Below are 20133 nucleotides of genomic sequence, written 5' to 3'. Positions count from 1 at the left end.
CGCTTCCCCTTCCTGCTATCAATTACTTGGTCCCCACCTTCTTCGCCAATTCGGCAAGATCATGCCCCTTTAATGCGCCTTCCACCAGCTGCGGAAGCAGTGCAGGTGTACAAGCAAAGCATGGAGTACCGTCTCGGGACAAGGTCTTTGCCATCTGCTCATCATAGAAGGGCTTGCCTTCATCCGAGAGCGCAAGCAAACACATCGTCCTCACGCCAGCTTCCCTCAGCTCGCGCATTCTGCGTATTAATCCTGCTCGATTGCCGCCTTCGTATAAGTCAGAGACGATGATGAACAGCGTCTTCTTCGGATTATCGATAAACTGCTCACAATAGGCCACAGACTTATGAATATCCGTACCGCCGCCAAGCTGGATGCCGAACAGCATATCGACAGGATCATTAGAGCATTGCTCTGTCAGATCAACAACCTCTGTGTCAAAGACAACCACCCGTGTTGATAAAGAAGGCATACTCGCGAAGATCGAGCCCACGATTGAGGCCCATATGATCGAATCTGCCATCGATCCGCTCTGATCGATATCTACGATAACTGTCCATTCTTTGCTTCGTCTAGCTCGATCAAAATAATAGAACTTCTCCGGAATAAGCTGGCGTCGGTCTGAATCATAATGCTTCAGATTCCGTTGAATCGTTCGTTTCCAGTCGATTCCGCTTAACGATGGCAGCGGAGTATGCTGTTTGCGGTTTAGAGCGCCAGTTACGGAACGGCGCAGATCATCTTCAATCCGCTTCGTCAAATCATCCACAACCGCCTGAACTAGCTGCCGTGCCGTATCTTTCGTCTTCTCAGGAATCTTGCCTTTCAAAGACAGCAAGGTACCAACAAGCTGTATATCAGGCTTCACCGTTGCCAGAACTTCGGGCTCGAACAGCAGCTGCTTCCAGCCCTTCCGTTCCATGGCGTCATGCTGAATGACCGACACAACATCCTCTGGAAAGAAACGGCGGACATCGCCCAGCCATTTGACCAGTCGATGAGAGGAGCCCCCACGTCCTGCTCCTCTTTGCCCGGATGAACCATTGCCACTATTGCTGCTATCAGACACTTCTCCCGTTTCATCATAGATAGCTGCAAGCGCTTGATCCATAATGAGCTCTTCTTCCGTCAACTGAAGCTGCTTCTCCCCGCTATATCCCGCTAATTGCTCATCAGCAGACTGTCCGAGTATAAGTCGCCAGCGAGTTACTACATGAGAATCAACAGCTGCCCCCTGTGTCATATATCGTCAAAGTCAAAATCGTTCAAGTCCTCAATCATCTTGACTTCGTCCTCCTTCAGCTCGCTCGTTAATATTTCCGCTGCTTGCTCTATATTCACACCCCATAATTCGCCAAGTATTTCAGCGACCATCACCTTCTCCTTCGAACTAAAGGTGCTGAATGCGCGCCGTAGAAATACGAGCGCACGCACAAACTGATCATCCTCCAGTGAAGTGATATATTCATTCAGCTGCTCCCATAGGCTCATTCTAGACAGGAGCGCGTATCTGTTGCGAGTTGATACACCCTCGAACCAGCCTGCTCCAAGATCCGCTGAAATACCTGGCGACAAGCGGCGGGAGACCTCTTCCGCGCATTGCTGTGCTGTTATCGCATTGCGTTCCAACAATATGGCGCAAGCGACGCCAGATAAACGTGGATTGCGGTCATCACGTTCCGAGAGTCGCAGCAGCTCCTGAATCCATAGCGCTTCGTCCACTTGCTCATGGTGCTCATTGGCTGCCTGATTCAACATATTCATAGCGGTGATCATGTCCGTAGCAGCTTCATCGTTGCATTGACTTGCCTCCAGCAAGAATAGACATGCTCGCAGAAACAGTTGTTCCAACAATGGCAGGAGCGGCGATGTATCCATTCGCCGTATGTCGCCGAAACGGATTAGGTTCGACAGTTCCTTAACCGCTGAGGCGATCTGCACCACATCGCGGCTGTCTGCAGCAAGCCGCTGCAGTGTACTGCGTCCAGCTTCCATCTGATGCATCATTCCGCATTCATAGGCGGTGCGTACTAACTGCGACGCTTCCGCAATCGTGCCGCAGCGTTCGAGCTTCTGCTGCAGCACATAAGCGGCTGCAATCTCAATTGTCTCTCCGAGAAGATTCGATTCTACGACCTGAATCTCCACTTCAGGCGACCATTTCACGATCCAGTGTTCTGCCCAAGTCGCATGATCCTGCTGAGACGGACGCAGGCTAGCATAAGCAACCCCCAACAGCCTTAACCGATGAAATAAGAAAGATCGATTAAGATCCAAGAAAGCCGCTTCCTCTGACGATACTCTTCGATTCTCGCGCAGATCTAGCGCAAGATCATTCGCTACTACAGTCTTGTATTTCTCCAGCTTCAGCTGCTTAAATTGTCTGTTCAGATCGTCCTGTATCGGCGTTTGGCTGACTCCTTCGGCTAGTTCCCCGATCGCAGTGCCGATATCAGCACGAGCAAGGGCTTCAGCGACAACGGTCAATTCTCCTCGACCGAGCAGCGTTTGGGCCGCATCGCGCAGATCCCGCAGCGTCGGCGCGCTTCCGCCGTGCAGCGATGCTAACGATTCAGCCAGTCGAACGGCTTCGATCACTTCTGCTGTTGAACGATAAGTGCCGCTCTCTCGTAAAGTGCTGGCGACGACGGCCATATAATGATGCGGCAAATCCGCCAGCGCATCACGAAGCATTTGTTGCCACATCATCTCATAATAATGGGGAGCGTTATTGCCCGCTCCATATCCTGAGAGCGAAGACAGCTTATAGTTCGAGTATGGCATGAGAGTCAACTTCGTGCCCAAAGATGGCAGAGATTCCATTTCTCGATCGGTCATGACATTCTCGAGATCAGCGAGTGCGGCAGCATGATAAGCGCCGCATACAACGACGATCTGATGAGGCTGATGGCCTGCGGCAATCGCATCTGCGATCTGTCTTCTCATATAAGCCTCACGCACCGCATTATGAGCATATTCAGTGACCTGTTCATGCCGCTCTTTCTCTTCGGTCAACTCCCGCATTTGAGCAGAATAAGCTAAGATCGATTCACGGTAAGCGCCCGCGCTCATGTTATGCTCGAAGCTTCGCTCCCAGTACATGTCATAATCGTATTCGCCCGCAATGTCTGCGATCGTATCATAGATTGATGGCGCGAGTTGAACATCTTCACCATCACGACTCTCTTCAATAGTCTTCTTAGCCTCTTCGGCACTGCCGCTTATTCTGAGATTCTGCAGCGCAATCGTTACAGAAGACGGCAGATCGATGAATGAGACCTTCGCTCCATGCTGCTTCGCCCATTGCATCGCTTGATATTCAGGCGAATATACGGCTAGCGGCCATAAAGCAGTGCGAACCGGCAGCTCCTCAGTGAAAGCGAGTATGGCGAGCGGCGGCTTAGAAGTTCTATTCGCAATGTCAGGTATGACAGATGTCGCATCCGAAGGACCTTCGATCAGCACTGCTGTCGGTTTAACTTCTTGAAGAAAGCTTAATAAGTGCATAGCTCCGCCTGGTGATAGATGCCTAACCCCAAATATTTGCACACCAGCTCCAGCAGCAGCCATTACTGGTTCAACTCCTTACAAGCGCTGTACAAGCCTCGCCACTCTGCACCGCGCTTCTTCATTACATTGTCAAGATATTCTCGCCATACGAGTTGATCCTTATCATCGTCCTTCACGATTGCACCTTGCAATCCTGCGGCCAGATCCTCATCCGTCAATGTGCCATTGCCGAAGCTGGCGGCAAGCGCCATGCTGTTCGTCAGAAGAGAGATCGCCTCTGCTGTTGAGATGACGCCTGCTGGTGTCTTTACCTTCTCCTTCTTATCCAGCGTCATACCGCTACGCAGCTCGCGGAAGATCGTGACGACCTTGAGCAGCGCTTCATCGGCAGGCGCTGCTGCTTGAAGATTGTATGAGGAAGCGATCTCGCTGACACGCTTCTTCACAATCTTCACTTCCGTATCCAGATCCGCTGGAGATGGAAGCACGATAATATTGAACCGCCGCTTTAAGGCTGTCGACATCTCGTTGACCCCGCGGTCTCTCGTATTTGCCGTAGCAATAATGGAGAAGCCTTTGCGGGCGTTCCATTCCTTCCCGAGTTCAGGAACGCTGATCGTCTTTTCTGATAAGATCGAGATCAATGCATCCTGTACTTCGGAAGCGCAGCGGGAGATCTCCTCGAAGCGCGCGATGCCTCCCTCCTCCATAGCCCGCATAATCGGGCTCTTCACGAGTGCTTCAGGTGAGGGCCCTTGCGCCAATAACATGGCGTAATTCCATGAATAGCGAACATGCTCTTCACTAGTTCCCGCGGTGCCTTGGACGACTAGACCTGAATGACCATATATGGCAGCAGTCAGATTCTCCGACAGCCATGACTTCGCTGTTCCTGGCTCACCGATCAAGAGCAGCGCGCGATCTGTTACTAGAGTAGCAATCGCCATTTCGATTAGACGCTTGTTACCAATATATTTGGGAGTAATGTCCGTTTTGCCTGCTCTTCCCCCAGTAATATAAGTCAGCACGGCTTGAGGAGACATCTGCCATCCTGCGGGTACATGGCCTGTATCCGTTTGGCGGAGCGCTTCTATCTCATGCTGATACAATAATTCAGCTGACTGACGCATAATATCTTGCATTTGCTCATTTCCCATCGTCCACTACACCTCTCCTTATCTACTTCATTACTTCTGCATCATGCGAATCACATAGTGAAGCTGATCTTCAGCTTCATCTGAGAATTTCGGCAGTACCGCGCGAATCCGATCAGCATAAGAAGCTGAAAGACCGCACAGCTCTTGCATTGTATACGGTTCGATCAGTGTGCATTTAGAGTTGCGCTCATCTTCTAGCGCGTTCATCAACAGCTCTTGACGATCATTAGTGGATACGCCTGCTCGCTCCAAGCCCATCAATAGAACGTTGAAGAAGCGATTGCGGAACTCCGGATTGTTTTGGATCTTACGCAGCAGGTATCGTTCCGTTTCTTGATGCCCAGGTCTTGCAAATACGCTAACCAAATCATATTGATCATGCTGGATAAAAAGATCAAGCCAACGCGGATCCCACTGCAACTCAATTATATGAGGATGGATCATCTCAACCATGTAAGTATAGAAAGTCTGATCTGCAGATGAGCCCCATGGTTTAGGGCATTGATTATATCTTCGGAAATTTACAATATCTAAGATCGTACTAAGCAGCTGCTCAGATTCTCTGGCCGATTTTCGGTTCACTGTATGTGCTTGACCTTGCAGTATTTCCCCATACTGTTCATATACTCGCGCAGGAGACAAATGAGTATAGGCATCCTTGAACACGTCGTTCAAGTACTGATTGCTGTTTCTGTAATAGATGATGTTGCGTTCCACCGTGCTTCGAACCAGTTCCCTCGCTTCCTTAGAGCCTTCGTTCACCAGATAGTTCATCGCAGTATCGATCATATGGCTCCACCCAAGCTTATTCATATAGAACGAATATTGCTGAAGCACCGAAATAAACAGCTTTTTGAGCTCTGGAGTGGTCTTGTCATACAAGGTTCGCAGGCACAGTCTAACCTGATCCCATATCTCATCCAACTTCGCTTTATTATCCTGCATATCCTCTGCTGACTGCAGCTCAGCAGCCAATTCTTCAACCAGCTGCTTCGTAAGCTCACCAGACTGACATCTTCGCAGTGCAGGAACGACAAGCTCTTTATCTTTACTTAAAAAAGCTTCATACAATCGATGAACCGCATTGGTCCACCCACTCTCGGCAAGAGCTTGATAAGCCGCTTCGCGGATCGACTTCCGCTTATCCTTGCTCCATCTAAGCAGTTCAGCCTCGTACTGTTTATGACCAGCAAGCTGTTGAATAGCTGTCACGCGAACTTCATCAGAACCCGATTCTGCCGCTTGATAGATCAGCTCTAGTACCTCACTGCCGCCTATAGCAGCAATGACACTCATCTTCCTTGCTTCCTTCCTGCCGCCGGAAGGATCGAGATCCTTCGTGATTAACGGAAGTATCTGCGGTCCGTATGAAGGAAGGATATCCCTCATAACCATATCCGCAATTTCTGAATAAGGATCATTCAGCGCTTCAATCGCGAGCTGTACCAGACGCAGATCCTGAAACATCCCTGCCTCGAAGGCCTCCTTGATAATCTCATAGCGTCCGCTGCCACTAGTCGTCAACGCTTCTTGTACCGCATTCAGCTTGCGATAGGATAGATTTGTTGATAGAGAAAGGGGGTGGCTGCCCACTTCATGCAACTCACCTTCTGGCTTCGTCACCCCTTGTGTATGCAGTACAGAGCTCAGCAGCATATTGAGATCCTGCAACTGCTGGACGGTCGATAATGCTTGTGTCGGATTCGGCTCTATAACAGCCGCAATTCCTTCCCCTAATCGTTTAAATATCGAAGCGCGCTCCCCAAGCTGCTGAAATTGCGGCAATAATCGCTTTAATCGATAATCTTCAGCAGCCAGGTCGCTGCCCGCTATATAGAGACGCTTGACTTCTTGATGAAGCTCTAGCAATAATGCTGTACTCATAACGCCAGGTACCTCCTTAAAGTATGTGATTCGTCAAACGAACTAATAAAGAAGTCGGATGATTTCTGAATCTTTTAGAATCGTCAGAGGCTGTGCTACCAGTCGTCCAGTATCAAGCTGATGCTCAAACATAACGAGCATCGCAGCATCAGTTAGTTGATCTGAAGAGATGGTGGACAGCAAGGACAACGCATCGTGATCGGTGATGACGGTGTATCCGAGCGCCAGCTGCTGACCCGATTCGTCAACCATTACATAATCGCCATGTTCGGTTTGCTTCACTTCTGCAGCATGCAGCAGAAGAACCGGATTTTTATCTGCAAGCAGGTTCTTCACTTGATTCTTAACCAGCTTAATTGCTTCTGTATAGGAACGATGCGCGCATGCGGCAATCTGGTTAAGATCCTCCTGCGCTATCGGTCGAGTTGTCATTTCATCGAATCGCACTCTTCGGTTAAGATCACCTGGATAACGATATAAAGAAGGGATAACCGCAGCTTCAAAGAAGCTGTCATCCTCACGAATAAACTTAGCCGCTTTATAGGGTCGATATTGAATCGTTCGGTGTATATCGCCATTGGTTTTCTCAATCCAATAGCCTACATCTACATACTCTTGTCTTGCTTCATCGTTATAGCTGAAGAATGACAGCTGTATCAATTCCGCGTTCTCTGTCATTAACCCAAGCTCCTTCAGCTCGGTTAATTGCCATGCATGTCCCAGCCATTCTTCGATCGTACTTTCATGATCTAGCGCCATTGCAGGAGTCTCCAGCTTCGCTGCTAGATGCGCACGGCCCTTCTTAATTAACGCGTGCATACGCGATAGCTGCTCCACAGCAAGGGTGTACATTTCCTCCTGACTGCTTGTTGAAGAAAGCAGAACCACCAATCGTCTTAATTCAATTTGTGCTCCAATTAAATAGTAATTCCCGAGCTGCTTGACTTGGGCCTCCATATCCTTAAGAGCTTTTTTATCGATCGTACCGAGTCCGGTTCGAATGACCGACTGCAGCAGCTTCTCCAGCACATCTAAGCCTTCTAATTGAGCTGTAATCTTCTTCTTGAGTGCAGCTGTATTCGTCTTCTTAGGTTTCGAATCTGTGCCTGCTTCTGCTTGCTGAGCTTTGCGCTCTTCACGCTTCTCTGCTTTCTCACGTTTCGCAGCAAGGTCCTCGGGAATATCTGCGGTATTGAATGCTTCCTTATTGACATAGGCGTAGAGCAACCCTAGAACATGCTTGCAAGGAAGCTGCCTACTTGGACATGTGCAGCGCATAACAGGCTTCTCCTGCACAACAAAATCAGCGGAAGGATAATAATTCGAGCTCCCGCTCCCGCTGCATTCTCCAAAAAGTACAACATCATCTTCAGACTTATGTAAATGTAGGAACTTTCTCTTTTTCACGAGGCCTTGGCCATTCTTAATGGCTGCACTGTTTGGCGCTAACGAGTCAACGAACATTTCTGTTATTTCAATCAAACCGATGTACCTCCTGCCTATATTAGTTGATATGAACCTATATTTGACTGCTTCCCCTCTATTCTTATCGGCATCATCAGCACATTATTACTATCACCTTCTACTGCTATTTAGCAATATTAAATAACTTGGAGCCTCTCTATTATTGAATATAACTGGTGGACCCTTCCATTCTATTAAAGCTATAGATCTACCCTATCTTTGCATTAATCCCAGTTTATCACATTTCATTCGTGAAATAAGCACCTGTTCACATAAGTGTAGAATTACATATCACTCCTTATGCTAACCAGTTCCACTTGAGTTCCTATTCTATTGAACAAATTAAAAATTGATCTGCATTAAATAAATCTACGGATATCCCAACACATAGACAAAGCCCGCGATAAAGGTGCGGGCTTTATTACATCTTCCATGTGCTTTAGCTATTCGAATTTAATCCTTTATACGCCTTGATAAATAGCGAGGGATCGGCCTTCAAAGAATAAGTAAATACACCCTGTTTGGTGTGCAGATACAGTATGCCTTCATCCGCCCCCATCTTGCGGTAAGATATATCGAATATGTAATGAATATCAAATTCCCGATGTTGTGTCACCAGTTTATCTTGATACAAATGCATGGTACGTTCATATACAACCGTCTTCTGTTCGACGCTGGACATTACCCTTTCGACTTTATAATAGGGCTGCTCAGCTATCCATTTCATGAGATCTCTCCTTTATCGCTAGACTTTTCAACATTATATCAGAAATCACTCCGTGACCCGAATGCCACCGAACGTACATCGTCGTGAACTCCGAGCTTGTTTTTATCCGCGAGATGGAGTATTATGGCGCTCTAATGTAAACAATAGCGGTGAGAAATAAACAATGGAGGCGCTTAGAATGGATATCCAGGACTTTCAACCCGCAGCATTGGACGATTCGACGATTATGAAGTTGAAGTCATTTGAAGAGTCGCTATCTGATGCAACAGGAAGCAATATTGTCGTCATTGTTTACCAATCCAAGGATGATTCTGCGGACAGAAAAACTAGCGAGTAAATGAAATCAAGGGGCTGTCCCAAAAGTCATTTTTCTAATCTCTTTTGGGACAGCCCCTCTTTGTTTCTACACCAACAAGAAACCGCTTACCTAGTTGATGAGACTGGATCAGCGGTTTTTTGTCCGATAGTACATGCGGTGACAGTAAGGCCGTATGACCCGCACTTGAACGGACACAGGGGCCGCTATTTCATGATTTCGGGCTATTTTTTGAGGGCTTGCGGACACAGATGACGCTATTTGCTTCAAAACTAGCACTAAACTGCATATTCGGGTCAAATAACGGCGCTACGGTCCGCTAGTATGGCGAATTAGTGGTGTTTTCTTCAAATAGCGGCTCGTGTGTCCGCTCCCGCCCCCTGTAGATGGCTATCGATTTTATAGAATAGCTATCTACAGTTCTTTATTGTCCTTACGTCTCAAGATTATGTTTAAGAATTCCTAACTATTATTTGAAACTAATATTCAACTCCACAATTTCCGAACGGCTGCCCAGTCGAATGGGCGGTCCCCATGTGCCATATCCAGAAGAAACAACAACGTGCATCTTCTCTTTCAGCATATAACCCCAATCCAATTCAAACATTCGTCTCGTCACAAAATGATTAGGCACAAACTGTCCTCTATGGGTATGTCCGCACAGCAATAGGTCTACTCCCGCCTCAGCAGCAAGACCGAAGCCGTTAGGCTGATGATCCATCGCTATAATAGGCCTAGACTGATGAAGTCCCTCCGTCAAGGCTGCGATGCTCTTCCGACCTTTCGCATCCATCCTCTCCGCAGCGCGATCCTTCCGTCCGATCACATAATAGGAATCTGCAACTTCTACCGTTTCATCCTGCAGTACTCGAATACCAATCTCATTCATAACTGCTGTATACTGCTCAATCGATCTCCCGTTGTATTCATGATTGCCGAGTACTGCATACACACCGTGCTTCGCCTTCAGCTCTTTCAGTGTATCCTGCATCCGATTGCGCAAGAACGGTTCAATGCTGTCATCAAGCACATCGCCAGGCAGAAGAACGAGATCCGGCTCCATTTCATTAATGCGGTTAATTAATCGTTTCAAATGACGGTTCCCTACGATATTGCCAAGATGGATATCGGATGCTACCGCGACACGGAGCTTCGATAACTTAGGCACTTCCTTCTCGATCACTATCGAATGTCGTCTAACCGTAGTGCTCCACGCATTGCGCGATCCCCACAATAGAGCTGCAATAAGAATAATGACTACAATGCCTCCTGCTATTGTGACATAGCCCGAAGTCGATTGACCTGTCAGTCTCAGAATATAATAGATCACATCAACGATTGGCAGCAGAATAAGAGCGAACTCCAATACCGCTAAGTAGTATGAACCTGTCACTTTAAGCAATCTTGCAGCAGGACGCACATATCTAGGCCAAGGTACTACACCAATTACATAGGCGAAGGCAATTAACATAAATAGGAACCAGTAGAATGCAGGGTCTGTATTCGGGAACCACTCCTTTATCAAATACCAGCCATGAATTCCAATATACAGTTGTACTGCGAGCAAAGCTGCGGCCATCAGCAGCCCAGAAATAATCGACCTAACACCCTTCATGCTCTCGAGCTCCCATCCGCTTTGTACTGTGTTCTTCAACTACCTGATAAACAGTCCCACTTCTCACACACTAGAATTTAACACGATTCTGGATGCACATCAAATCATAATAACACGAGGACTATTCTCGCCTGCTCAAGATCAGCATAGGCATAGTTCCTCTTTTTACATTTTAAGTTGCAGGCATGCTCTTTCCTTCCCCTTAGCAGCATCGATAACCATATAATCATTCCACAGTGATTCCTTAATAGGAATAGACCTTGTCCAGCTTGCTAACAATATTTAGGAGGCTTAATCATTAAGTTTGACCGAGTACAATGGCTTAGGATAAGATTTAAGGACACAAGTTCAGTCAGGAGAAAGGAACTGCTATGCAACAAGATATCTCGAGCAATCGTAGGTTTAATAATGTTTTTGAAATGGTTTTATATGTGATATGCGGATTATCGATTATTTATTTTGGTGTGACTGGAGCTTACGGCAAATGTCTTCAAGCGGGTCTCATCATTATCGTGCTGCTGCTCTTCAGAGGCATAATCGCCTGGACCAAGAGTGATCTGCCTCCCGCTCTGCGATTCTCGGTCCAGATTTTTATTACGATCACGATGATGCTCGCCAACTTATTCGGTCTGTATGCGGTCATCCCTCATTTAGATAAGATTGAACATCTGCTGTCAGGCGTTATTCTATTCTTCACGGGACAATTCATCATGAACAAGATGGCTAAGCGTAATGGGTTGATCAGCCTGCCTTCCAACATCATCATCTGGTTCTCCTTCTTCTTCTCTGTTGCCATGGCTGGAGTGTGGGAAATATATGAGTTCACAGTCGACCATTTATTCGGACTCGTTTCGCAAAATGGCAGTTTGACGGACACAATGCTTGATATCATCTGCGGAACAACTGGCGCTGTTGGCGCAGTCTTGTACCTGTTCTCTAAAGCGAGCAGTGATCCTCATTCTGTAGAAGATATAACTTAAGACGAAATAAAGCCGAAGGGCTCCCCCTTCGGCTTTTTGCATGAATCTACACTATGGGCGGTACTTCCCAGTTAGATATTCATTTCACTATTTAAAGACGAATTTATCTCCGATATGGATCGAACGCTTTAAACACCTGAGTACAAGCGTGTAAACATTCATAATCACAATAGGCAATTACACCATATAATGCTGTACATCGATATAAAGGAGAGAAGCATTATGTATACTCAACCGTTCACCGGCACATTTTATGCTCCTTATCAGGTCGAACAGTACCAGCCGTACTCACAGCATTTCAATCCGTATGTAAACGCCCCGCACCCAGGATGGGATACCGTCTACAATCGTGAGGATGTGCACTGCTGTGTGCATTCTGCTTACCCGGTTGTGTTTCAAGAGGAACCTTTCACCTTGCCCCGCAGCCCTGCGGAAATGACAAAGTCGGAGTGCGACTTTAGAGCTTATATGCGTTTATTGTGGCAACAGCATGTGGAATGGACGCGAATGGTCGTTATGAGCATCGTATTTGGATTGCCTGATGCGGAAGCTAATACAGCTCGACTTCTGCAGAACGCAACGGATATGGGCAATTCGTTAAAGCCTTTCTACGGGGAACAAGCAGCGGCCCAATATGCTAAGTTAATTAGAGATCACTTAGTCATTGCAGCCGATCTTGTTAAAGCGGCGAAAGCTGGGGATATGCATAAAGTGGCTGAATTAGAGAAGAAATGGTATGCGAACGCTGACGATATCGTCCAGTTCTTAAGCAGTATCATGCCGTACTTAGATAAAGAGCAATACAAGAAGATGTTCTACAATCATCTTGCCTTGACGAAGTCAGAAGCTGTTTCGATGCTGAAAAAAGATTATAAAACAAGTATAAAGCTGTACGATCAGATTGAAATGGAAGCACTCATGATGGCGGAAATGCTGTCTGATGCGATCGTTAAGCAATTCCCGAATATGTTTCAATAGCTTGCTTATACGCCAAATGGGGCTGCCGCATTCGTCATCACCGTGACTAGCGGAAGCCCCATTTGCATGCTCATTTCATGAATTACGGATTATTGAGATACGGATTTGAACCAATCGTTTACTTCCTTCGTGACTTCATCTCCACCATTCGATTTCCAGCTTTCTACGAATTGGTCGTACGCGTCAATTGGAAGTTTGCCATAAATGATCTTATTGAAGGTCTCCATTTCAGACTGACGAAGAAGGTTCCACTTCGCGATCATAGTCGGCGTTGCTGCCCCAGTAAAGTAGTTCTGCTTGCGGATATCCATTTGCGACATAACCACTTTAGCGGCGTACCAGTTTTCAGGCTTGCGGAATTCAGACAATTGCTTCTCATATGGAGTTTCAGGTTTATTGCCGTCAGCAAGCTTAACCAATGACTTCATATAAAGATCCGGAATACGCGCAGGACCAGTCAGGTAATTGAATTTGTCAAAGAAATCCGGAATCTTGTCTTTATCACTCGTAGGCTGGCCATCGACGATGTCCCAGTCATAGCCTTTTGCAAATCCGTGTTCAAATGGGCTTCCCACTTGCGGGTTCGCTAAGTTTTCCAACATATAGTTATAATAGAGAATGAGCGCTTCTGGATGCTTCGCATCCTTGTTGATCATATAGCTTCGGTTGACACCGGAATTCTGCCACTTCGTACCCATCAATCCGTCAGGACCAGCTGGTACAGGATAAGCTTTGAACTTGGAGCCTGGCACGTTCTTCAATAAGTCTGGAGCAGGCCAGTCTGGAACCCAGTTCGCTCCAGGAAGAATACCCGCTTGGCCTCTCGTCCAGATCTCAGCGGACTTGCCTTCATCCCATAGTGCGGAGTCAGTATGAATATAGCCTTTATCCATCCATTCTTTCAGCTTCGCAAGTGCTTGCTTTGATCCAGGATGAACGGAACCATATTCAAGATTGCCATTGGCATCCTTGTTCCATTGCTCTTGGATCGTGCCGTATGCGCCGAACAGCCAATCCAGCCCGCCCATCCAAGTGTTGGTATTGCCTTTCAAGGAGATGGCAAGAGGATACACTTGATCCGGAGCCAAGCCATCCGGATTCTGATTCTTGAACTTATCCATGATTACTTCTAAGTCTGCTATCGTTTTCGGAGCTTGCAGATTCAGCTTCTCCATCCAATCTTCACGAAGCCATAGGATGGTGTCGTCATTATCCGTATATTCCATGATAGGTAGATTGTATTTCTTGCCGTCCCGTGTAAATGGATACCATAGTTCCGGATTCTTCTCCGTATGGCCTTTCCATATATCATTGGCATACTTGTCAAACAGCTCGTCAATTGCGATAAACTGACCGGAATCGATCAATTGGTTGGTCAGCACGGCATCGGTGGGCACAAATACAAAGTCAGGCAATTTCTCGCCAGAAGTAATTGCAAGCTGAAGCTTCTGTCTGTACTGCTCGTCGCCTGCAGGATACCACGTATCTTTATGTTTCATACCCAGTGTTTCCAGCATCCAGCGATCATGAACGTTGTTCTCGTTCGTATCGCCTTTGACATGCTTGGTAGGCATTAACACAGAGCTGAACTCGATGGGCGGATCGTACTTGCCTCTCGAGAAGACCGTGTCAATCGCATTGGAGTCAACAACTTCTGGTGTGCTCGGCTTCGCGTTATCTTCAGGCTTAGCAGTATCTCCGGACTTACCGCTGCAAGCTGTGATAAAGACGAGTGTCATGACGAGAAGCAGGAGCAATGACTTTTTGAATTTTCCCATGAACACTTCCCCCTACAGAGTGTGATGTTTACACAGGTAACTTTATCAACTAATGGGAATGCCATCTATATGACATTATTAGTTTTCATATTACTCTGTTGTGGTGTTCATTTCCTTCACGATATTCTTGCGGCGTTATGCCATATTGTCGTTTAAACACCTTAATGAAGTAAGCTGGGTCGAGATATCCGATGTCTAAGCTGATCTCATACACTTTCTTCTCCGTCGTCTTCAACATATGGCAAGCACGCTCCATCCGAAGCCTATACACGTATTCGCTGATGCCCTCGCCAGTTTCGATCTTATAGATCTTCGACAAATGTGTAGGATGGAGGTTCACATGGTCTGCCAAAGTGCGCAGCGATACATCCCGATGTAGATTATCCTCCGTATAGGCTTGAATCTTCTTCACATACTGAGAGCGGATGTCCTTCACTTCATTCGAAGTTCCTTCTCTCAGCTTAGTTAGAGCGCTTATCGACCACTTGCGCAGCTTGCTGATGGAGGAGAATGCTTCTCCGCTCAGCATCTGTTCCATATCAGGTCCTAGCAATTTGGCTAGTGTATAGCCGTTTCGATGAGCAAGATTCGTATAAGAGGATGCGATGACGTATCCCGCTTCCATACAATGCTCCAGAGAGTCATGCCATTTCTTATCCAATTCAGCGCATACGGCAATGAGCTTCTCTTCCGCTGCCTCCCATCGTCCTGCTTCCAGCAGATTCATCAATAACGGCGGCATATAGAGCTCGTCCAACGATCCATTGGCATCAGGGTGCTTCTTATCGCCTACCTTCATGATGAATTCCGTTTCATCACCTACAATCTGCAGGAAATACGCAATGGCTTGACGATACTGATCCGATAATTGCTCGGACAACGGAAAGCTCTCTGTCGTTACGATCGATAGCGATCCCTTCAGAAACTTCTTCACTTTGTACTGTAGCTGCAATGCAAGCTTCTCCAACAGCGCCTCTTGTCCAATAGCAGCATGCTCCCGCTTCATCTGCAACGCGAATACAAGATAGCCATGTTCCTCTCTAACGCCCCATACCTCCATGAACTCCCCCATAATTTCTTGGGCCATGTTGATAATGGCATATTCCAACAGCTGCTGTCCGTTTTGTTTATACGGCGCGAATTCGCCCTCCATACGAACGAGCATTAATGCGCAGTCCCCTTCATGAAATGGCAGCCCGTACGTCATCAGCTTACGATTCCATTCTTCTTGAGATATCCAGTGACCATGCAGCGCGTCCAGCAGAAGCTGACCGCGGAGCAGCGGCAGATTTTCTCTTATCGTATATTGGGTACGTTCCAGCGAGCTGACGCTTTCCCATTCGACATTTAACTGCTCGATCGCTGTCCTAACCGCATCGAACAATTCGTTATCCATCGGCGGCTTTAATAGATAATCCACCGCTTGATGATGAAGCGCCTTCTTCGCGTATTCAAAGTCCGAATGACCGGACAGGATGATAAACTTGATTCTACGATCCCGCAGCCGAATTCGCTCGATCAGCTCAATTCCCGTCATCTCGGGCATCAGAATATCCGAGATAACAATATCAATCGGATAGGTTTCAATGATTCGCAGCGCTTCCTGCGCAGAATAGGCTTTATGTACGAGGTCAATACCTAGTGTGTGCCAAGGCTTATGCATGGCTAAGTTATCGACCCAATGTGGTTCATCATCAACGATAATTAACTGCAATTGTCTTACCTCCTGGTGTAGTTGTGTGCTGACTCTGCTGCTCCTCAGCAGCTATCTCCCAGACAATCTCTGTACGAAATCCTCCACAGGCTGATTTCTTGAATGTCAAATTGGAATTCTCTCCGAATTGGTGCATCAACCGTTGATTCGTATTCCATAATCCGCAGCCCATCTCTTCCTGCAGCGATTCATGCATCTTGCTATTCAACGCATCCAGCTTGTCCGGCTCTAAGCCAGGACCATCGTCATCCACATAGATTCGGCAGAAGCCGCTTAACATCTCGCCGGTAATCCGAATTTCTCCTGCTGTGTAGGATTTCCCTACGCCATGAATGACAGCATTCTCTACGATCGGCTGCAGCAGCAAGCGAGGTACACGCTGGACCAGCATTTCTTCCGGTATATCGATATGATAATGAATCCGCCCATTGCGAAGCTTCTGTATATCGAGATAGTTAACGAGCAGCTGAACCTCATCCTTCAGGACAGCCGACTGCTGTTCCATCCGAGTCGTGTATCGATAGTAAGCGCTCAGATTATAAGCCATCGAAACGACCGCTTCTTCATCCTTCATCTGAGCCATATTGATAATATAGCCGAGACAGTTATACAGAAAATGCGGATTAATCTGCGCCTGCAGCTGCTTTAAAGTCGCCTCGCGAGCTCTTAGCTTCTCGCTCAGCACGTTCTCTATTAAGTCCTGAATCTGACGAGACATATCATTAAAGCGCCTAAACAAAAACGTAAATTCGTTATTGTCGTTAGAACTGATCCGAACAGAATAATCTCCCCGCTGAACTCGCTTCAGTCCATGGATCAGCTTCTGGATCGGACGCTGGACGTTGCGGTACAACAGAAAAGACACGGATAGACCTACTGCAAATAATAGCCCCAGCGATACATAGAACAGATTGCGGCTAAATTCAATCGGACCTAATACTCGGTCTAACGGCACTACATCTACCAAATGCCAATTCAGATAAGGAGACTTGTTCGACATCACCAGATAATCCTTGCCATTCAATTGAGCGATCTGCTGTGTCGTATTCTCAAGAGTTTTGGTATCCAAGTATTGCTGAACTTCATTCATCAGCACATTGTCCGCGGTGCGGTTCGTAATTAAGCTTTCTCCTTTATGATAAAAGAAGGGATCCCCCTGTCCCCCAGCTTTATAAGTATCCAGCATGTTTTGAATGTTTTCGTGTCCGAAGCGGGCGGAGATGACGAGATTGCTCCCAGTCAGCGTGCCTTGTTGTCCAGTTGAGTCGCTATAGAACCAATAGAAATCTTTCTTCTGATCAGCAGCGATGCTGGTGCCGTCACCGTATGTCCATTTTCCGCTCATATTCTGTTTTAAATATTCCTCATCGTATGCCCTAGCATCGTTTGCGTTAGAGACGAACTCTTTATTCTGCTGAGAATATACCGTGAATTTTGCAGGCCATATGCTTGTGATCCCTGACTGCAGCCTCATCTTCTCTTGAATGACATATCTAGTCTGCATGCGGTCATAGCGATCTTCCCACAGCGCTAAACCATTGAATTTCTGTACGTTCGGATCTCGTGAAAATGTAATGGTAAAGTCCATCATTTGATTAATGCGAGAATCGATCTGATTCGATAGAAAAGCCAACTGTCTAGCATTCGACATCTGAAGCTCTTTACTGACTACGTTGAAAGCTACATCGTTGGAATAGGAGTACATAATTATTATCGGAACAAATAATAGTAAGATTAAACAGTTCATTTTCGCTGACAAACTAAACTTCGCACTTGCTTTTCTACGCACCAATACAATCCCATTACTTAACCCCATTAATTGTCCCCCCAGATGATGTTCTCTACAAAACCATATCAATCCTAACAATGTCATATAGTCCCGAGGCAAGTGTGCTTGATACTATATATAACAAAGATTCCAGCTATGCACAAACCATTTTTGAAGGACGGGAGAGCATTATGAGAGTAGAACCTGCACAGCAAGCAACTCGCACCAACAAGCCGAAGTCAAGAAAGTCAACCGGCATAAAGCAGCCTTGGACCTTGCATTTTATGGTGCTGCCAGCGGTTATCATGGTCTTTATCTTTTCGTATATTCCGATGACAGGCATCATCATCGCGTTTCAGGAATATAAGGCCAATCTAGGAGTAACGGGCTCTCCGTGGGTTGGACTGAAGCATTTTCGTTATATGTTTGAAAATGAATACTTCATGCAAATTACGATGAATACGCTGTTTTTTGCTTGTTCGAAGATTGTGTTGAACTTAATCATTCCGTTTGTATTCGCCTTATTATTGAATGAAGTCCGCCATATGGGATTTAAGCGATCCGTTCAGACTTTCGTCTATCTGCCGCACTTTCTATCATGGGTTATTCTCGCAGGAATATTGATCGATATGCTTTCTTCGACAGGATTAATTAATCAATTTGTCGTCACTCTGTTCGGCACTAAACCTATTCCGTTTCTAATGGATGGCGATTGGTTCCGATTTACGGTCATAATCAGTGATGTGTGGAAGGAGTTCGGCTTCAACGCGATCATTTTCTTAGCGGCGTTAACTAATATTAATCCAGCTCTGTACGAAGCAGCTGAGGTAGACGGCGCAACTCGATGGAAGCAAACGATTCACATTACGATTCCTACTGTCCTGCCAATCGTTATCGTGGTTGCTACATTAGCGCTCGGCAGCGTATTGAACGCGAACTTCGATCAGATCTTTAACTTGTACAACCCACTGATCTATCAGCAGGCTGATATTATCGACACGTTCGTCTATCGCCAAGGTTTACTAGGCGGTCAGTTCAGCTTCTCCACTGCTGTCAGCTTGTTTAAATCGATCATCAGTCTAGTCTTAATCATCGTATCCTATCGACTAGCCTACAAATTTGCAGGATACCGGATATTCTAGAAAGGGTGACAACTCGTGTATCATAAAACACTGTCCTATCGAATATTTAGCATATTTAATTATGTCTTCTTAACTATACTTTCGATATTGTGCGTATTGCCGCTGTATCACCTGCTGATGGTCTCGCTGAGCGACACTGCACCTGCTAATGCTGGGCTTGTCACCTTTTGGCCGATGGGATTAAATTTTGAGGCGTACGCCAAAACGTTTAGCAATGAGCATTTTCTTACGTCCTTGTGGGTATCTGTGCAGCGAACGGTATTGGGAACAGGGCTCGCCTTGGTCGTGAATACCGTCGCGGCCTATGCTCTTTCCAAAGAAACCCGCGTATTTCGGGCTCGCAATATCTACCTATGGTACTTTGTCGTGACGATGCTGTTCAGCGGCGGCTTGATTCCCGGCTATATTCTCATCTTGAAGCTAGGGCTGATGAATACGCTGTGGGCGTTGATCCTGCCGGGCCTAGTATCCGTCTATAACATCATCCTGCTACTCAACTTCTTCCGCGGTATTCCGAAAGAACTCGAAGAAGCATCGCTCATTGACGGGGCTGGACACTTCCGCACATTCATCAACATTTACTTGCCCGTGTCAATGCCAGCCATTGCGACGATTTCTCTGTTCGTTATGGTCACCCATTGGAACTCCTACTTTGACGGTATTATCTATATTCGCGATACTGACAAGATGCCGCTTGCAAGCTTTATGCAAACGATCATCGTGAAGCAGGATATGACGACGATGGATCCTGAATTGGTCGCTAACTTGTCGCAGCGTACGATTCGCGCCTCACAGATCTTTATCGGCGCGCTTCCGATTCTGCTCGTCTACCCTTTCCTGCAGCGCTTCTTTGTGAAAGGGATTGTAATCGGCGCTGTAAAAGAGTAATACATCAAAAAGTCCTCTCCCAACGATCTAGGTCGTCAGGAGAGGACTTTTTTGATTCGCGAGCTAACGCGTTACAGCTAATCGTGCTCCTGCGAGGCTTGTTTCTGTTGTGCTCGGCTAATTTCGCGACCGGACGCGGACCGTACAGCCCTTATTTCGGCGAAAACGGGGTGTTTCGCGTGTCTCGCGGACACAGGAGACCTTATTCGCTT

At 46.7% G+C, this 20133-nt stretch carries 15 protein-coding genes; 5 read left to right on the top strand and 10 right to left on the bottom strand.

Features of this window, described 5'->3' with window-relative positions:
• Positions 1 to 22: 22 nt before the first annotated feature.
• From AC3WTP_RS13305 to AC3WTP_RS13280, 6 genes are all read right to left on the bottom strand, one after another.
• The gene (locus AC3WTP_RS13305; protein ID WP_492395099.1) at positions 23 to 1243 is read right to left on the bottom strand and encodes a VWA domain-containing protein; all 1221 of its coding nucleotides are present in this window, start codon (positions 1241 to 1243) and stop codon (positions 23 to 25) included.
• The gene (locus AC3WTP_RS13300; RefSeq protein ID WP_492395098.1) at positions 1240 to 3570 is read right to left on the bottom strand and encodes a DUF5682 family protein; all 2331 of its coding nucleotides are present in this window, start codon (positions 3568 to 3570) and stop codon (positions 1240 to 1242) included. The genes AC3WTP_RS13305 and AC3WTP_RS13300 overlap by 4 nt, the downstream gene beginning before the upstream one ends.
• Positions 3570 to 4667: an AAA family ATPase gene (locus AC3WTP_RS13295; RefSeq protein WP_492395097.1), complete on the bottom strand. Its 1098-nt coding sequence runs from the start codon at positions 4665 to 4667 to the stop codon at positions 3570 to 3572. Before AC3WTP_RS13295 ends, AC3WTP_RS13300 begins: the two co-directional genes overlap by 1 nt.
• A 30-nt stretch (positions 4668 to 4697) precedes the next feature.
• Positions 4698 to 6551, bottom strand: a complete 1854-nt coding sequence (locus tag AC3WTP_RS13290; RefSeq protein ID WP_492395096.1) for a HEAT repeat domain-containing protein — start codon at positions 6549 to 6551, stop codon at positions 4698 to 4700.
• Positions 6552 to 6593: 42 nt separating this feature from the next.
• Positions 6594 to 8033 (bottom strand): SWIM zinc finger family protein, encoded by a 1440-nt coding sequence (locus tag AC3WTP_RS13285; RefSeq protein ID WP_492395095.1) that lies wholly within the window; start codon positions 8031 to 8033, stop codon positions 6594 to 6596.
• A 421-nt stretch (positions 8034 to 8454) separates the two neighbouring features.
• Positions 8455 to 8742 carry a hypothetical protein gene (locus AC3WTP_RS13280; RefSeq protein ID WP_492395094.1) on the bottom strand — a complete coding sequence of 96 codons (288 nt, stop codon included), beginning with the start codon at positions 8740 to 8742 and terminating at the stop codon, positions 8455 to 8457.
• Positions 8743 to 8920: 178 nt separating this feature from the next.
• On the opposite strand from AC3WTP_RS13280, the gene AC3WTP_RS13275 reads away from it, so the two are divergent.
• A complete protein-coding gene (locus AC3WTP_RS13275; RefSeq protein WP_492395093.1) occupies positions 8921 to 9079 on the top strand; it encodes a hypothetical protein in 159 nt (52 codons plus the stop codon).
• 448 nt (positions 9080 to 9527) lie between these two features.
• Here the strand turns inward: AC3WTP_RS13275 and AC3WTP_RS13270 are convergent, their stop codons facing one another.
• A complete protein-coding gene (locus AC3WTP_RS13270) occupies positions 9528 to 10673 on the bottom strand; it encodes a metallophosphoesterase (RefSeq protein ID WP_492395092.1) in 1146 nt (381 codons plus the stop codon).
• Between the two features lie 371 nt (positions 10674 to 11044).
• Between AC3WTP_RS13270 and AC3WTP_RS13265 the strand changes: the two genes are divergently transcribed.
• Together AC3WTP_RS13265 and AC3WTP_RS13260 are read left to right on the top strand one after the other, a co-directional pair.
• Complete coding sequence (locus AC3WTP_RS13265; RefSeq protein WP_492395091.1) at positions 11045 to 11653, top strand: DUF2238 domain-containing protein; 609 nt, start codon at positions 11045 to 11047, stop codon at positions 11651 to 11653.
• Between the two features lie 222 nt (positions 11654 to 11875).
• The gene (locus tag AC3WTP_RS13260) at positions 11876 to 12631 is read left to right on the top strand and encodes an acetylglutamate kinase (protein WP_492395090.1); all 756 of its coding nucleotides are present in this window, start codon (positions 11876 to 11878) and stop codon (positions 12629 to 12631) included.
• Between the two features lie 89 nt (positions 12632 to 12720).
• Here the strand turns inward: AC3WTP_RS13260 and AC3WTP_RS13255 are convergent, their stop codons facing one another.
• From AC3WTP_RS13255 to AC3WTP_RS13245, 3 genes are all read right to left on the bottom strand, one after another.
• Positions 12721 to 14409 carry a type 2 periplasmic-binding domain-containing protein gene (locus AC3WTP_RS13255; protein ID WP_492395089.1) on the bottom strand — a complete coding sequence of 563 codons (1689 nt, stop codon included), beginning with the start codon at positions 14407 to 14409 and terminating at the stop codon, positions 12721 to 12723.
• 85 nt (positions 14410 to 14494) lie between these two features.
• On the bottom strand, positions 14495 to 16123 hold the full coding sequence (locus tag AC3WTP_RS13250; protein WP_492395088.1) for a response regulator transcription factor: 1629 nt from the start codon (positions 16121 to 16123) through the stop codon (positions 14495 to 14497).
• Positions 16104 to 17939, bottom strand: a complete 1836-nt coding sequence (locus AC3WTP_RS13245) for a sensor histidine kinase (RefSeq protein ID WP_492395087.1) — start codon at positions 17937 to 17939, stop codon at positions 16104 to 16106. The genes AC3WTP_RS13250 and AC3WTP_RS13245 overlap by 20 nt, the downstream gene beginning before the upstream one ends.
• Before the next feature lie 143 nt (positions 17940 to 18082).
• On the opposite strand from AC3WTP_RS13245, the gene AC3WTP_RS13240 reads away from it, so the two are divergent.
• Both AC3WTP_RS13240 and AC3WTP_RS13235 read left to right on the top strand, forming a co-directional pair.
• Entirely contained in the window at positions 18083 to 19033 is a 951-nt protein-coding gene (locus AC3WTP_RS13240) for an ABC transporter permease (protein ID WP_492395086.1), read from the top strand.
• A gap of 15 nt (positions 19034 to 19048) precedes the next feature.
• A complete protein-coding gene (locus AC3WTP_RS13235; RefSeq protein ID WP_492395085.1) occupies positions 19049 to 19921 on the top strand; it encodes a carbohydrate ABC transporter permease in 873 nt (290 codons plus the stop codon).
• The last annotated feature ends 212 nt before the right edge of the window (positions 19922 to 20133 follow it).

It is taken from the genome of Paenibacillus sp. EB106-04-04-XG159 (assembly GCF_058791835.1).
This window is presented reverse-complemented; position numbering and strand designations above follow the sequence as displayed.

Bases quoted from the DNA above. Each gene is read 5' to 3' on its own strand.
- AC3WTP_RS13305 (WP_492395099.1), bottom strand. From the start codon at position 1,243: ATGACACAGGGGGCAGCTGTTGATTCTCATGTAGTAACTCGCTGGCGA.
- AC3WTP_RS13300 (WP_492395098.1), bottom strand. From the start codon at position 3,570: ATGGCTGCTGCTGGAGCTGGTGTGCAAATATTTGGGGTTAGGCATCTA.
- AC3WTP_RS13295 (WP_492395097.1), bottom strand. From the start codon at position 4,667: ATGGGAAATGAGCAAATGCAAGATATTATGCGTCAGTCAGCTGAATTA.
- AC3WTP_RS13290 (WP_492395096.1), bottom strand. From the start codon at position 6,551: ATGAGTACAGCATTATTGCTAGAGCTTCATCAAGAAGTCAAGCGTCTC.
- AC3WTP_RS13280 (WP_492395094.1), bottom strand. From the start codon at position 8,742: ATGAAATGGATAGCTGAGCAGCCCTATTATAAAGTCGAAAGGGTAATG.
- AC3WTP_RS13275 (WP_492395093.1), top strand. From the start codon at position 8,921: ATGGATATCCAGGACTTTCAACCCGCAGCATTGGACGATTCGACGATT.
- AC3WTP_RS13270 (WP_492395092.1), bottom strand. From the start codon at position 10,673: ATGAAGGGTGTTAGGTCGATTATTTCTGGGCTGCTGATGGCCGCAGCT.
- AC3WTP_RS13265 (WP_492395091.1), top strand. From the start codon at position 11,045: ATGCAACAAGATATCTCGAGCAATCGTAGGTTTAATAATGTTTTTGAA.
- AC3WTP_RS13260 (WP_492395090.1), top strand. From the start codon at position 11,876: ATGTATACTCAACCGTTCACCGGCACATTTTATGCTCCTTATCAGGTC.
- AC3WTP_RS13255 (WP_492395089.1), bottom strand. From the start codon at position 14,409: ATGGGAAAATTCAAAAAGTCATTGCTCCTGCTTCTCGTCATGACACTC.
- AC3WTP_RS13245 (WP_492395087.1), bottom strand. From the start codon at position 17,939: ATGGGGTTAAGTAATGGGATTGTATTGGTGCGTAGAAAAGCAAGTGCG.
- AC3WTP_RS13240 (WP_492395086.1), top strand. From the start codon at position 18,083: ATGAGAGTAGAACCTGCACAGCAAGCAACTCGCACCAACAAGCCGAAG.